Annotated in this window: 12 protein-coding genes; 8 read left to right on the top strand and 4 right to left on the bottom strand. The window is 47.2% G+C overall.

Annotation, left to right across the window (positions count from 1 at the left end):
- Nucleotides 1–58: 58 nt before the first annotated feature.
- Nucleotides 59–241, bottom strand: coding sequence for an aspartyl-phosphate phosphatase Spo0E family protein (locus tag KNO69_RS05630; RefSeq protein ID WP_078147026.1), 183 nt, complete (start codon nt 239–241; stop codon nt 59–61).
- A gap of 188 nt (nt 242–429) precedes the next feature.
- Here KNO69_RS05630 and KNO69_RS05635 point away from each other — a divergent pair, with 188 nt between their 5' ends.
- Together KNO69_RS05635 and KNO69_RS05640 are read left to right on the top strand one after the other, a co-directional pair.
- Complete coding sequence (locus tag KNO69_RS05635) at nt 430–1,128, top strand: cytochrome c biogenesis CcdA family protein (protein WP_078147025.1); 699 nt, start codon at nt 430–432, stop codon at nt 1,126–1,128.
- Between the two features lie 19 nt (nt 1,129–1,147).
- Nucleotides 1,148–1,600, top strand: coding sequence for a CcdC family protein (locus KNO69_RS05640; protein ID WP_078147931.1), 453 nt, complete (start codon nt 1,148–1,150; stop codon nt 1,598–1,600).
- A 34-nt stretch (nt 1,601–1,634) separates the two neighbouring features.
- Here KNO69_RS05640 and KNO69_RS05645 read toward each other — a convergent pair whose 3' ends face one another.
- From KNO69_RS05645 to KNO69_RS05655, 3 genes are all read right to left on the bottom strand, one after another.
- The gene (locus KNO69_RS05645) at nt 1,635–3,194 is read right to left on the bottom strand and encodes a solute symporter family protein (RefSeq protein ID WP_078147024.1); all 1,560 of its coding nucleotides are present in this window, start codon (nt 3,192–3,194) and stop codon (nt 1,635–1,637) included.
- A complete protein-coding gene (locus KNO69_RS05650) occupies nt 3,191–3,469 on the bottom strand; it encodes a DUF485 domain-containing protein (RefSeq protein WP_240499876.1) in 279 nt (92 codons plus the stop codon). Before KNO69_RS05650 ends, KNO69_RS05645 begins: the two co-directional genes overlap by 4 nt.
- Nucleotides 3,470–3,775: 306 nt before the next feature.
- A complete protein-coding gene (locus KNO69_RS05655) occupies nt 3,776–4,207 on the bottom strand; it encodes a DUF2621 domain-containing protein (protein ID WP_031423504.1) in 432 nt (143 codons plus the stop codon).
- Between the two features lie 178 nt (nt 4,208–4,385).
- Between KNO69_RS05655 and KNO69_RS05660 the strand changes: the two genes are divergently transcribed.
- The 6 genes from KNO69_RS05660 to KNO69_RS05685 all read left to right on the top strand — a co-directional run bounded on the left by KNO69_RS05660 (nt 4,386) and on the right by KNO69_RS05685 (nt 14,287).
- Nucleotides 4,386–5,984: a peptide chain release factor 3 gene (locus tag KNO69_RS05660; RefSeq protein ID WP_214816590.1), complete on the top strand. Its 1,599-nt coding sequence runs from the start codon at nt 4,386–4,388 to the stop codon at nt 5,982–5,984.
- Nucleotides 5,985–6,179: 195 nt separating this feature from the next.
- Complete coding sequence (gene acnA / locus KNO69_RS05665; RefSeq protein WP_214816593.1) at nt 6,180–8,894, top strand: aconitate hydratase AcnA; 2,715 nt, start codon at nt 6,180–6,182, stop codon at nt 8,892–8,894.
- Between the two features lie 113 nt (nt 8,895–9,007).
- Nucleotides 9,008–9,499 carry a DUF3939 domain-containing protein gene (locus tag KNO69_RS05670; protein ID WP_214816597.1) on the top strand — a complete coding sequence of 164 codons (492 nt, stop codon included), beginning with the start codon at nt 9,008–9,010 and terminating at the stop codon, nt 9,497–9,499.
- A gap of 127 nt (nt 9,500–9,626) precedes the next feature.
- The gene (locus tag KNO69_RS05675) at nt 9,627–11,192 is read left to right on the top strand and encodes a BCCT family transporter (protein ID WP_214816600.1); all 1,566 of its coding nucleotides are present in this window, start codon (nt 9,627–9,629) and stop codon (nt 11,190–11,192) included.
- Between the two features lie 102 nt (nt 11,193–11,294).
- On the top strand, nt 11,295–11,972 hold the full coding sequence (locus tag KNO69_RS05680) for a hypothetical protein (RefSeq protein ID WP_012726441.1): 678 nt from the start codon (nt 11,295–11,297) through the stop codon (nt 11,970–11,972).
- 56 nt (nt 11,973–12,028) lie between these two features.
- Nucleotides 12,029–14,287, top strand: coding sequence for an AAA family ATPase (locus KNO69_RS05685; RefSeq protein WP_214816603.1), 2,259 nt, complete (start codon nt 12,029–12,031; stop codon nt 14,285–14,287).
- Nucleotides 14,288–14,299: the final 12 nt, after the last annotated feature.

Here is a 14,299-nt window from a genome sequence, read left to right on the forward strand (position 1 = left end):
CAGGTGTCCTTTTTTCCATGGAAAAAGCTCGTCACACTAGGTGACGAGCCGTCAAGTTTCAAGAATGAAGTTTCTCTTTATTATGCTTTGATAGGACATGACGAGTGATTAGAGAGTCAAGTTCTTGGCTTACTGAAATGACTTCAGGTGAGGTCCAAGAATGCTTTGACGCGATTTTATACAGTTCATCACGTTTTTGTTCAATGGCCTGGTGTAGTGTATCTGCTGCGGTGACTGCCACGTTCGTTCCCCCATCATGTAAATTAGAATTTTGTGAACTGGAATATCCAAATCTTAGCACCTCCGTTTACAGATGACAAGTTTCATTTCCATTTCAAAAATTACAAAATGATGTTGAGGTTTGAAAGAAAAGATTCGAGCAATTTAAATAGGATTTCGCTATAATGGTCGTGAAAGGTGGAAATCGTCATGGAAGTCACATTATGGCTCGCATTTGGGGCGGGCGTCTTATCGTTCTTGTCACCATGTACGCTCCCGTTGTATCCGGTCTTTCTCTCGTATATCACTGGGGTTTCCGTATCTGAGTTAAAAAATGAAGGATTAAAACAGCGTACAGCTTGGTTCCACACATTTTCGTTCTTATTCGGTTTTTCGATTGTCTTTCTCGTGCTAGGGTTGTCGACTTCGTTGATCGCAGACGTCTTCATCCAATACAAGGACAGTCTACGCATGTTCGGCGCCATTTTGATTTTCGTGTTCGGCGTCTTTTTGGCGGGCTTATGGCAACCGCAATTTATGATGCGTGAAAAGAAAATGGATATCGGCGAACGAAAGAGCGGTTATTTTGGTACCGTTTTAATTGGTATTGGATTTGCGGCCGGTTGGACACCGTGCACAGGTCCGATTTTAGCTGGTGTGATCGCACTAGCCGCCACGAACCCGAGTCAAGGGCTCGGCTATATGTTGGCGTATGTCATCGGATTTGCAATTCCATTTTTGGTGATGGTCGCATTCGTTGGCAAGATCAAGTACTTAGCACGCAACAGTGCAAAAGTGGCAAAAGTCGGAGGCTATTTGATGATGGTGTTCGGCGTACTATTATATTTTGACGGAATGAATCGGTTCGCTGCATGGATGAGCGAGCTTGTCGGATTCACCGGATTTTAAGGGGTTGACCGAGATGTCAATGTTATGGGGGTCGACTCTCGTCGCGTTGTTAATGGGTATCGTAGCGAGCTTTGTTCGTGTAAAAGCATCGGCAAAGCCGACGAATGCGAAGAAAATTTTAATCCCACCACTTGCGATGACGACCGGGATGATTCAGTTTTTGATTCCCGCGTTTCGCTTATCATGGGTCGAAGTGGCTGAGGCCCTTGCGGTCGGGCTCATCTTCAGTCTGTTTTTGATTAAGACATCAAACTTTGAAAAACGGGACGGCGAAGTGTATCTCTCACGATCGAAAGCATTTTTCGTGGTCGTGTTCGCACTCCTTGCCATCCGTACAGCAATGAAGGTTTGGGTCGGTCATGAGGTCGATATCTTCTCGACCGGCGGATTGTTTTATTTGATTGCTTGGGGGATGATTGTCCCGTGGCGAATCGCCATGTATCAAAAATATAAACGAATCGCAATCACGTAAAAATGGAGTGGCGTTGAGCCACTCCATTTTTTATTTAGTCTGCTTTCGTAGCGGCGACTTCGGTCTCCGCGTCGATTCCAGTGTTCGCCTTGACGAGGACGCGTTCATAGTTTCCTGCTGCTTCATCTGATTTCGTGACCAGTGTACCAATCACGGCAGCGATGAAACCGAGGGGGATTGATACAATCCCGGGATTGGATAGTGGGAATAGGGCTTCACCGACAAAGATGGCCGAACCGTCCGGAGCCCAAAGGTTCGGGCTGAGTGCGACTAGAATCAGTGAGGAGAACAAACCGACGACCATTCCCCAAATGGCGCCACCTGTATTAAAGCGTCTCCAGAAAATCGTAAAGAGAATCACAGGTAAGTTCGCACTCGCCGCAACGGCGAAGGCGAGCGAGACAAGAAACGCAACGTTCATCGACTGGGCGAAAAAAGCTAGTCCCATTGAGACGAGGGCGACCGCAACTGAAGCGATTCGCGCGGCTTTCACTTGTTCAGTTTCTGTCGCTTCCCCATTACGAATGATATGTCCGTAGAAGTCATGGGCGAAGGCGGAAGCAGCTGACAGTACGAGTCCAGCGACAACGGCAAGAATTGTCGCGAACGCGATTGCGGCAACGAAAGCGAACAAGAGGTCACCACCGAGCACTTGCGCGAGAAGAGGGGCCGCCATGTTGCCGGCAGGGTTTGCGGCGAGAATGGCATCACGTCCGACGAATGCTGCGGCACCGAAACCTAGGAAAATGGTCAAGATATAAAATGCACCGATGATCCATGTCGCATAGACGACGGATTGCCGAGCAGTCGGTGCATCTTTGACGGTGAAGAAGCGAATCAGAATATGAGGGAGCCCTGCCGTACCGAGCACGAGCGCCATGTTTAATGAAATGGTATCGAGCGGTAGCTTGAACTTGTTCCCAGGGTTCAAGAAGTCACTTCCGAGTGGGGTCGCTTTACTGACTTCATTAAACATCGTCGTGACGGAGAAATCAAAGCGAGCGAACACGAGAAATGAAATGATTGCCGTCCCAATCATCAGAAGTACGGCTTTCGTGATTTGTACCCAAGAAGTGGCCGTCATGCCACCGAAAACGACGTAGACTGTCATTAAGATTCCGACGACGACGACACTTGTCGTATAAGGGATTCCGAGTAACAGTTCAATCAAAGCACCCGCTCCGACGAGTTGCGCAATCATGTAAAAAATGGAGATGACAATCGCATTCATCGCTGCGACACCACGTACGCGAGGCTTGTTAAAACGTGCCGCAATCATGTCTGCCATCGTATATTTCCCAAGATTTCGCAATGGTTCGGCGACGAGATAGAGGACAACGAGATAGGCAACGAGGAAACCGATTGAATAGAAAAACCCATCGAATCCCGCAAGCGCGATCATACCTGCAATTCCGAGAAACGATGCGGCAGACATATAGTCGCCTGCAATGGCAAGACCGTTTTGAAATCCGGTCAATCCACCATCTGCCGTATAAAAATCGCTGGCAGTTTTTGTTTTTCTTGCTGCAAAGTATGTAATCACTAGCGTGAGTCCGACAATGGCGATAAAGAGGGCGATCGCGGTCCAATTCATGATCTCACCTCGTCTTTCAATTGTTCGACGAGTGCGTCAAAGCGACGGGCACGTCGACTATAAAGTACACAAAGTGTCCAAGTCATAATGAACTGGGAAAAGGCGAACGCCCAAGCCCAAGTGATGTCCCCGATGAGTGGTGTATTCAAGATCGTCGTATAGCTCGTCAGAATCGGGAGTGTGAAATAAAAGATGAGTGAGAAGATGATAGCTGGAACGATGAAGCGATTTTTTTCCTGCATTAACCGATGAAATGTCTCATGTTCGGTAATCATGTGGGCAGATTGATGGCTTGTTGTTTGTGAAACTTGTGTTACATCATGCACAATAGACCCTCCTTGACTGTAAGATAAATCCATTATGCGTTGTGAAAAACAATTCAGTCATTCCTTTTTTTCGTGTCGAAATGAAAGACGTTATATTAATATTGGTCATACCAATTTACTGTAAGCGTTTTCAATATTGTCTAATTCGTGAACGTTATTTCGATGTAATATAAAGCTCGAGAAAAGGTACTTTTGACCCATTAGGCGAATCGCACAATTCGACAAATAAAAAACTCTATCTGAATGAGATAGAGTCTACTGCTGAAAATAGTGTTCATATGGCGTCCAATCAATCTGTTCTTCGGTTAGCGCTTTCTTTAAGAACTTGTGATCGCGCTTCGGCGTTGCGGCGATGTAACCCTTTACCACAAGTTCGGTCGTCATTTTTTTTGCACGCGATTCAAGCGCGAATTGACCGATTTTACCTGCGATTTTTCGGATCGCCACGTCGCGGAACAACTCGGGTACCGGTGTGACGAGACGATCTAATAGCGTCCGCGTCTCCGGAGTCCAGAGATGACGCGTTCTTTCTATATAATCATCTTCGATGTCAAGTAGGGAACGTCCATCTTCTTTTGGCATTCGTTTTAAAAACTTACGAAACATGAAGTACCCGCCAATCGTCATGAGTCCAATCATGACGAATCCCCAGAATACAATGAAATACATCATCAAGTTTTCTGGCATCGTCTTTCCCCCGTTCTATACATTCACTTGCTTTCATCGTTAGTATACAAAAAAGAATCCATTTGCAAAAGGCGTACGTCCCATTAGGATAGACGAACCGAATTGATTTCGTTAGAATAGATAGCGTTGCTACGAGAATAAGCATGAACTGAGACGAGAAAGGAAAGGTCTATCCTATATGAGCCAATTGAAACAGGAAGTCGAGAGACGTCGGATATTCGGCATTATCTCTCACCCGGATGCGGGGAAAACAACATTAACAGAAAAATTACTTTTGCACGGTGGTGCGATTCGCGAGGCAGGTACGGTCAAGGCGCGCAAAAACTCAAAACACGCAAAATCTGACTGGATGGAAATCGAGAAACAACGTGGGATCTCGGTCACATCGTCTGTCATGCAATTCATCTATCAAGACAAGGTTGTATCGATCATGGATACACCAGGACACAACGACTTCGGTGAAGACACGTATCGCGTGTTGACATCAGTCGATAGCGCGGTCATGGTCATTGATGCTGCGAAAGGGATTGAAACACAGACGAAAAAACTATTCCAAGTTTGTCGGATGCGTGGGATTCCAATCTTCACATTTATGAACAAGTTGGATCGTCAGGCAAAAGATCCGCTTGAATTGATGGAAGAGCTCGAAGAAGTGTTAGGCATGCCTTCTGTCGCGATTACATGGCCAATCGGAAGTGGAATGCAGTTTGAAGGCGTCTACGACCGAATGAAAAATGAGGTCCACTTGTTCCGTGGGGAGAAGTCGACACTTCAACTGGGTGAGGACGGAGTGAACGATCCGATTCTCTCCGATCATTTGTCGGAAGAGAACTTGATGAACCTCCGCGATGAGATCGACCTTCTCGATGGAGCGGGGAACGAGATTAATGTCGAGGCGATCCAGAGCGGTAAATTGACACCGGTATTTTTCGGAACAGCGCTCGTCGACTTTGGGGTGACTGCGTTCTTGAATCACTATTTAGAGATGTCTCCGGCTCCTGAGGCACGTAAGTCGAACGTCGGTCCAATCAATCCGACATCAGAAGACTTCAGTGGATTCGTCTTCAAGATTCAGGCGAACATGAATCCGGCACACCGCGATCGCATCGCCTTTGTACGCATCTGTTCAGGTGTGTTTGAGCGTGGGATGGATGTGACGCTCACTCGTACTGGGAAAAAGATAAAATTGAGCCAATCGACACAATTGATGGCGAACGATCGAGAAACAGTCGACCAAGCGTTTGCTGGTGATGTCATCGGAATCTATGATTCTGGGACGTATCAAATTGGAGATACCATCACCACATCGAAGCAGAAGATTGCGTTTGAGGCGCTGCCGACTTTCCCGCCGGAATTGTTCATGCGCGTTTCGCCGGTCAACTCGCTCAAGTCGAAACACTTCCACAAAGGGGTAGAACAGCTTGCGCAAGAAGGGGCGATTCAAGTGTATCGCAACGAATATAACGAGATTTATCTCGGCGCGGTCGGACAACTTCAATTCGAGGTGTTCGAATATCGTTTAAACAATGAATATGGCGTCGATATTCGAATGGAACCAGTCTCATATAGTGTTGCTCGTTGGGTCAAAGATAAAGAGTTGAAGGCATTGAAACCGTTCCAAGATTCACGGAACATGCTCGTTACAGACCGTTGGGAACGTCCGGTCTTCCTGTTCGCGAACGAGTTCACATATGAACGGTTCGCTGAGCGTCACGCAGATGACTTGACGCTTGTTGAGGCACTTGACGTCAACGAAGAGATCGGTACGGAAGAATAAGATGTAAACACCTCGTTTCTGAGGTGTTTTTTTGTTGTGAAGTAAGTCGTTTTAGTTTTGATAAGTTTTACTTATGACTAATTTGTGACGGAATGTATTTTACGTCACGCTATACTTGTATTATGATAAATATGTGAAAAGTAAGCGATTACGCATTGTCGTGTGGTCGGCGCTTTCAAAAAGGGGGAAATTGCAATGGAACAGACGAATGTTTTAGACGCCTTCGCATCTCGGACAACGTTCGAAGTGAACGGGCAATCGTATGATTTTTATCGTTTGAAAAAATTGGAAGAAGAAGGATTGACGGACATCAGCCGTCTTCCGTATTCGATTCGCGTTCTTCTTGAATCGGTTCTCCGTCAACAAGACGGGCGTGCCATCACGAAAGAACATGTCGAGAACTTGGCAAAATGGGGCACTGCCGACGTCTCGAAAGACATTGACGTACCGTTCAAACCGGCACGTGTCGTACTTCAAGACTTCACGGGTGTACCGACGGTCGTAGACCTTGCTTCACTTCGTAAAGCGATGGCAGACCTCGGTGGAGACCCAAACAAAATCAACCCAGAAATTCCTGTCGATCTCGTCGTCGATCACTCAGTTCAAGTAGATGCATATGGTTTCGCTGGCGCATTGATGAAAAACATGGACATCGAATTTGAACGTAACGAAGAACGTTATAAGTTCTTACGTTGGGCTCAGACGGCATTTGACAACTATCGTGCCGTACCACCTGCAACGGGGATTGTTCACCAAGTAAACTTGGAGTACTTGGCATCTGTCGTCCTCGAGAAGAATGATGCAGAAGGTACAGTTGCTTATCCAGATTCACTCGTCGGAACGGATTCGCACACAACGATGATCAACGGACTCGGTGTTCTTGGCTGGGGTGTCGGAGGAATCGAGGCGGAAGCAAGCATGCTCGGTCAACCATCATACTTCCCAGTGCCAGACGTCGTCGGTGTCAAAATCATCGGTGAAGTAAACCCTGGCGTGACAGCGACAGATGTGGCGCTCGTCGTGACAGAAATGCTCCGTCATGAAAAAGTTGTCGGGAAATTCGTTGAATTCTTCGGACCGTCGCTCCACACGATGCCACTTTCAGACCGTGCGACGATTGCAAACATGGCGCCTGAATATGGTGCGACATGTGGATTCTTCCCGGTCGATACGGAAACATTGAACTACATGCGTACGACTGGTCGCTCTGAAGAGTTAATTTCACTCGTCGAAGAATACTCTAAAGCGAATGATCTCTTCTATACACCAGATCAAGCTGATCCAACGTTCACAAAAGTGTTGACACTCGACTTGTCGAAAGTCCAGCCTTCACTTGCGGGTCCGAAACGTCCCCAAGACCGAATCAACCTCTCAGACGTTCAAACATCGTTCATCGATAGCTTGAGTGCTCCTGCAGGAAACAGTGGCTTCGGACTTGACCGTTCTGAACTCGACAAAACGGCGACAGTCAAGTACGAGGACGGCGCAGTCGACATGAGTACGGGAGATGTTGCGATTGCAGCCATCACAAGCTGTACGAACACGTCGAACCCATACGTCATGGTCGGTGCTGGACTCGTTGCGAAGAAAGCCGTTGAACGTGGCTTAACCGTTCCGAAATACGTGAAGACATCACTCGCACCAGGTTCGAAAGTCGTAACGGACTACTTGGATAAGGCTGGTTTGACTTCTTACTTGGACGAACTTGGCTTCAACACTGTTGGATACGGCTGTACGACATGTATCGGAAACTCTGGTCCGCTTGACCGTGAAGTCGAAGATACGATCACAGAAAACGACTTGCTCGTGTCGTCAGTCCTCTCTGGTAACCGTAACTTTGAAGGGCGCGTTCACCCGCTCGTGAAGGCAAACTTCTTGGCATCACCACCGCTCGTCGTCGCTTACGCTCTTGCCGGGTCAGTCAACTTCGACATCATGAATGATTCGTTCGGTACAGACAAAGATGGAAATGAAGTATACTTCAAAGACATCTGGCCATCAAACGATGAAATCAAAATGGTTGTCCAAGACGTGGTATCACCAGAAGCATTCCGTAAAGAGTACGAAACGGTCTTCACTGGTAACGAGCGTTGGAACGCACTCGATGTTCCGGAAGGAAACTTGTATGACTTCTCAGATGAGTCGACATACATCCAAAACCCACCGTTCTTCGAACAACTCGAACCAGAAGCGGGCGAGGTTCATGCATTGAATGGCTTACGTGTCATCGGGAAGTTTGCGGATTCGGTTACGACCGACCACATCTCGCCAGCTGGATCATTCTCGAAGACGACACCAGCCGGTCAATACCTCCTTTCTAAAGGGGTAGAGCCAATCGACTTCAACTCATATGGTTCTCGCCGTGGTAACCATGAAGTCATGATGCGTGGTACGTTCGCAAACATTCGTATCCGCAACCAAGTTGCTCCAGGAACTGAAGGTGGCTTTACGACGTACTGGCCAACTGGTGAAATCATGCCAATGTATGATGCGGCTATGAAGTACAAGGAACAGGGAACAGGTCTTGTTGTCCTTGCAGGAAATGATTACGGAATGGGATCATCTCGTGACTGGGCAGCGAAAGGGACGAATCTTCTTGGAATCCGTGCGGTCATCGCACAAAGTTTCGAGCGGATTCACCGTTCGAACCTTGTCATGATGGGTGTGCTCCCGCTTCAGTTCTTAGACGGGGAATCGGCTGAATCACTCGGATTGACTGGTGAAGAAGCAATTGATATTCAAGTCGATGAATCTGTACGTCCGCGCGATATCTTGAACGCAAAAGCGACACATGAAAACGGAACGGTGACAGAGTTCAAAGTCATCGCTCGTTTCGACTCTGAAGTTGAAATTGATTACTACCGTCACGGTGGAATCCTGCAAATGGTTCTCCGTAACAAATTGAAATAAGTGCTAGTCCATGACCTTCCTTTGAAAAAAGGAAGGTTTTTTTCATGAATATGCAATTTTAAGGTGGAAGTTTTAAAAGATTCGGGAACAGGAAGACAGGGAGGGGTACGCTTATGGATAAGGAAGAGAAGCTCGGAAAGAGTTGGTGGAAACGATTGACGCAACAAAAAGAGGTGGAACCGGATCGAGAAATTGATATCACCCTTTCAGAATTGCGTCAGGCGATTCACGAATATGAACAGACACTGCCAAAAGGTGTGAATCGCACCGTCCTACTGGATGACTCGCAAGAAATCGACACCAAACGCTTGAAACATCACCTTTCGGGAATCCCGAAACAACGTTTCTTCATGTCAAAAGAGACGTTTCATATCGTACCGGAAGATGAACGCGACGTCATTTATGAAATGGATCAAGTGCAACGGGCACTCGATCTGTATATGGACCAGGAGAAGAAATTACCGTTACAAAAATTTCAGAACGCGCTTCAACTCGATTTGACCCGTTTACGAGAGGGGGGTTATTTAAAAACGTTGCCAAAAAGACCTTACTATGTGGTCGATGAAACATTGATTGTTTCACTGGAGCCCAAAGAAAAAACTTGATGACAAGACACCTATCTATTGGACGGTAAACAACACATTTATGTACACATAGGGTTGTGACTTGTTTCAAAAGTATGTTAGGGTGGAAAACGTATATGAAAATAGAAAATTAAATAGGAGTGATTTTATGGAACGAAAAAGCCGTGTGACAACCGTATTCGTCGTATCTGCAATCATAACTGGCTTATTTACGATTTGGGGACTTTTCCCCGAGAGTTTATTAGGTAATGCCAGTCTATTAAACGTGACGAGTACGTTACAAGGCTGGCTCTCAAACGGGATGGGTTGGTTCTATCTCTTGAGCGCCACCGGGTTTTTACTGGTTGCCATCTTTTTAATCTTTTCAAGATATGGTTCGATTCGACTTGGAAAGGATACAGATCGTCCAGAATTTAGTTATTTATCATGGTTTGCCATGTTATTCAGTGCCGGGATGGGAATTGGACTCATCTTCTGGGGAGCGGCTGAACCGTTGCTCCACTTCCACTCACCACCATTCGCTTCCCCCACACCCGAAGGAGATGCACGGACTGCTATGCGTTATGCATTTTTCCATTGGGGCCTCCATCCATGGGCGATTTACGCAATGATTGCGCTCGCCATCGCATATTCGACGTTTAGAAAAGGTCGTCCCGCGACGATCGGGGAGACAATCGGTTCGCTCGTCCATAACCGCTACGAACAACCCGTGAAGCAAACGGTCGATATCCTTGCGGTCATTGCGACGGCATTCGGGGTAGCGACTTCACTTGGTTTTGGTGCTCAACAAATTGCCGGTGGCCTTCATTACCTCATCCCTGGGGTACCGAACGCTTTCGTGACACAGTTGATCATCATCGGGGTCGTATCCGTACTCTACATGATCAGTGCCTCGACTGGCCTTGACAAAGGGATTCGAATCTTAAGTAATACGAATATCTTCTTGGCAATTGTCCTACTTGTAGCGACGATGTTTGCGGGACCGACAGCTTTCATTTTCGACTTGTTCACACAAACGGTCGGAACTTATTTGCAGCAGCTCCCGAGCATGAGTTTCCGTACAGCCGCCTTTGAACCCGTTGAACGTGAATGGGTTAACGGTTGGACCATCTTCTACTGGGCTTGGTGGATTTCTTGGTCACCATTCGTCGGAACGTTTATCGCCCGTGTATCGAAAGGGCGTACGATTCGAGAATTTATCATCGGAATCTTACTTGTCCCGACATCTTTCGGACTTCTATGGTTTTCTGTATTTGGAGGATCAGCAATTTGGGCTGACTTGTTCGGTGGTTCGAATTTGATTGGACAAGTGAATGAAATCGGTACTGAAGTCGGACTCTTTGCACTGTTTGAGACGTTCGGTGGTTTTGGGACGGTACTTAGTGTGGTCGCTATCTTCTTGATTTCGACATTCTTTATTACGTCGGCCGACTCTGCGACGTACGTCCTCGGTATGCTTACATCAAACGGGAAGCTTATCCCGCCGATGGGGATTAAAATAACGTGGGGTGTCATTCAATCATCAATCGCAGCCGTATTGTTATATGCTGGTGGATTAGATGCTTTACAAGCTGTCGCCATTCTCGTAGCCTTCCCATTCATCTTCGTGCTCATCTTTATGATAATTGCTTTATTCAAGGATCTTACCGACGAACCGGATGAACGAGATAAATGGCTAGAGATGCAAAAGAAAGATGAAGATAAACTAGGTTAATTCGAAAGGGTCTCAGATGAGGCCCTTTTTTCGGTCAAAAATATTTTGCTTGTCCTTCTCGCTAGTGTAGGATAGTAAGTGAAGAAACGAGGAGGATAGGCTATGAAACAACAGATAAAAAAACGGTTGAGCTGGGTGATATTGGCCGGCATCCTCATTGTCGGGGCATTACTCGCATATAACTTCTATGTGCTCATGGATTTGAGCGGGGAAGAGGAGGAGCAAGTCGAACCATTCTACTCGAATGTCGTGATCGGATATCAAGAACGCAAACTTCCAAAAGAAGGCGAAGAGCTCGAAGAACGAGAGTATCTTGTCACGTATGATGAGGACGGACATTTTGTATCTGAAGTCGTGACGGGTCCAAATGTTGGCGCGAAAGCTGAATGGGATGGAGAGACCTACTTAGAGTTCAATCCGGACGGGGAAGAAGTTCTTCGACAGGAGACGAACTCCGGAGCAGTCGCACCTCATCCATTCTTGTCACGTGCAACGAACGAACAGATTCGTAAATGGCTCGATGACGGGACGCTCGGTTCAAGTGAAGGCGAAACCGATTTGGTCGGACGTACCGCGCAAGCGTATGTGAAATCAGAATCGGCTGAGACCGTTCCGGAAGAGTGGATTGAAAACTATCCATCGATTTTTAGTGAAGAAGAAAATAAAGAGACTGTCACATATTATGTCGATGCGCATGAACGAATCTTGCTCGCGGCAGAATCGCGGAATAACGGGAAGTTATTCCATTCGATTCGGATGACATCGTTTGAATCAAGATAATCCGATGGGGAGCAGACATGATGTCGGCTCCCTTGTCGTCTGAAAGGGAGAACAAGATGAAACAAATTCAAGTGGAACAAGTTCAAACGGACTTGACGAACTGGGAAGCTGGAGAAAAAGTAAACGAGGCGGCTTTGTTATCTTACGCACATTGGTCTCGTGCGACTCAGCACCAAGAAGAATTAATTCGTTCCTTGCGGCTGCTCGCAACACATCGGCTCAAACAAAAGGAAACGATGGACCCGTTACTCAACCGCTGGGTAAAAGAGTTGGAGGCGATGAACGCACTTCCTCCAGAGCTTCGTCTGTTTCAACTGAATGAGCAGTTGCGTCGTTCGAAACAGGCGCTTCAAATCGACTGGCCAACCTTACGAGAGGCCGATTACGCCTCGATGAAGGTTCAAATCTTAACAGAGTACGAGTCAAAAACGTCAGCGTTGCTCGATCAACTTGACCAACTCCATGATGAGGTGGAGACTGCGAAGTCTGATTTACGTGATTCTGAATGGCGCGGACAATTGGAAAACCTGTTTGAAGCGATCATCGAAGCGATGCAAGAGGTCGCATCTCTTGAAGATGATACCGCCTCCTTGCTCGCATCCATGCAAGGGAACTATTTCAGTCGTGAAGCGTTTCATCGTTTCGGGGAGCGCGTTTCCCTTGTGAAAGAACGGCTACACACGATTTGTGAGCTACTACCAGACCGTCCGACCGAGGCACGTTCAAGTGCGATTGAATCACTTGAAGACATGATTGGGCTCGATGACATCAAAGCACGTGTAAAAGCGTGGTATCGCTTCCTTCTTTTCCAAAAAGAACGAGAGAAGGCCGGCTTTTCTTCAAAACATCAACCATCCCTTCATCTCGTCTTTACAGGGAATCCAGGAACCGGGAAGACGACATTAGCAAGACTCATGGCCGAAATTTACTTTGAACTCGGCTTATTAGGACGCCCGGACCTTGTCGAGGCAGACCGTTCGAGCCTTGTCGGCGCCTATGTTGGGCAAACGGAAGAGCAGGTAATGAACAAGGTGAAAGAGGCAGAAGGTGGTGTCTTATTCATCGATGAAGCATACGCATTGAAGCGTCAGGATGCGAGTGGCAGTGATTACGGACAAGCGGCCATCGATACGCTCGTCGCCGCGATGACGAGTGGCGAATATGCTGGCAAGTTCGTCGTCATTCTAGCTGGCTACCCAGAAGAAATGCGTCATTTCCTCTTGGCGAACCCCGGTTTACGCTCACGATTCCCTGAGTCGAATCACTACGAGTTACCGAACTACCGTGACGAAGAATTGGTCGCCATCGGTGAGAAAGTGGCACAAGAGAACAATTACGTGCTGACGGAAGAGGCGAAACGATCACTTCTTGCTCGAATCGACAGAGAACGGGTCGACTCGACGTTCGGAAATGCTCGGACTGTCCATAACATTTTACTTGATGCGATGTTTAAGAAGGGTTCCCGCTTCGGTGCAGACGCTCCGTTAGACGAGATGGCGCTCTTGACTGAAGAAGACTTTGATCAGCCAGAAGATGACTCGAGTCCGACATCGTTAGATGACCTGGTCGGCATGGAAGAAGCGAAAGCACAACTGGCTGAAATCGAAGCGCTCGTCCAGATTCAAAAGAAGCGGAAGGCGCTCGGTTTGAAGACGGCGCCGGTCCAGCTCCATATGACACTTACCGGAAACAGTGGTACCGGAAAAACGACATTTGCCTATTTATATGCACAGATGTTGAAACGGACAGGATATTTGAAGCGAGGCCATGTCAATGTCGTCAGTCGTGCAGATTTGGTCAGTGGCTATGTGGGGCAGACAGCTCAAAAAACGAAAGCGGCGATTCGTGACGCTCTTGGCGGTGTCTTACTCATTGACGAGGCCTATAGTTTGAACGGTGGGGCGAACGACTATGGCCGGGAAGCGATTGATACACTCGTTGACGAAATGCCGAAACATGGCGAGAATCTTGTCGTCGTCCTTGCCGGTTACGAAGGACCGATGCGCCGGTTGATTGAATCTAACCCAGGACTCAGCAGCCGAATGAAACGGACGATTCACTTTGCTGACTATACGCAAGAACAGTTAGTGGACATCGCAAAAAACTATGCAAGTCAGTTCGGCTATGTGATGGAAGAGGATGCGCTTGAGGCATTGGCTACTCGTTTAGGTGATATCAAACATGCAAATGCGCGTACCGCTCTATCTGTTATCGATGAATCGATTGCTCGTCAGTCCTATCGTTTAGTGTCGACGGAGGATGAGAATGTGTCACTCCAGCAATTATTAGTAGTAGATATTAAGAGTAAGTTATAATATACTTGTCGT

It is taken from the genome of Exiguobacterium sp. s131 (assembly GCF_018617345.1).
Taxonomy (GTDB): Bacteria; Bacillota; Bacilli; order Exiguobacteriales; family Exiguobacteriaceae; genus Exiguobacterium; species Exiguobacterium profundum.

Bases quoted from the DNA above. Each gene is read 5' to 3' on its own strand.
- KNO69_RS05670 (WP_214816597.1), top strand. From the start codon at position 9,008: ATGGATAAGGAAGAGAAGCTCGGAAAGAGTTGGTGGAAACGATTGACG.
- KNO69_RS05640 (WP_078147931.1), top strand. From the start codon at position 1,148: ATGTTATGGGGGTCGACTCTCGTCGCGTTGTTAATGGGTATCGTAGCG.
- KNO69_RS05675 (WP_214816600.1), top strand. From the start codon at position 9,627: ATGGAACGAAAAAGCCGTGTGACAACCGTATTCGTCGTATCTGCAATC.
- KNO69_RS05650 (WP_240499876.1), bottom strand. From the start codon at position 3,469: ATGATTACCGAACATGAGACATTTCATCGGTTAATGCAGGAAAAAAAT.
- KNO69_RS05685 (WP_214816603.1), top strand. From the start codon at position 12,029: ATGAAACAAATTCAAGTGGAACAAGTTCAAACGGACTTGACGAACTGG.
- KNO69_RS05655 (WP_031423504.1), bottom strand. From the start codon at position 4,207: ATGCCAGAAAACTTGATGATGTATTTCATTGTATTCTGGGGATTCGTC.
- KNO69_RS05635 (WP_078147025.1), top strand. From the start codon at position 430: ATGGAAGTCACATTATGGCTCGCATTTGGGGCGGGCGTCTTATCGTTC.
- KNO69_RS05660 (WP_214816590.1), top strand. From the start codon at position 4,386: ATGAGCCAATTGAAACAGGAAGTCGAGAGACGTCGGATATTCGGCATT.
- KNO69_RS05680 (WP_012726441.1), top strand. From the start codon at position 11,295: ATGAAACAACAGATAAAAAAACGGTTGAGCTGGGTGATATTGGCCGGC.
- acnA (WP_214816593.1), top strand. From the start codon at position 6,180: ATGGAACAGACGAATGTTTTAGACGCCTTCGCATCTCGGACAACGTTC.
- KNO69_RS05645 (WP_078147024.1), bottom strand. From the start codon at position 3,194: ATGAATTGGACCGCGATCGCCCTCTTTATCGCCATTGTCGGACTCACG.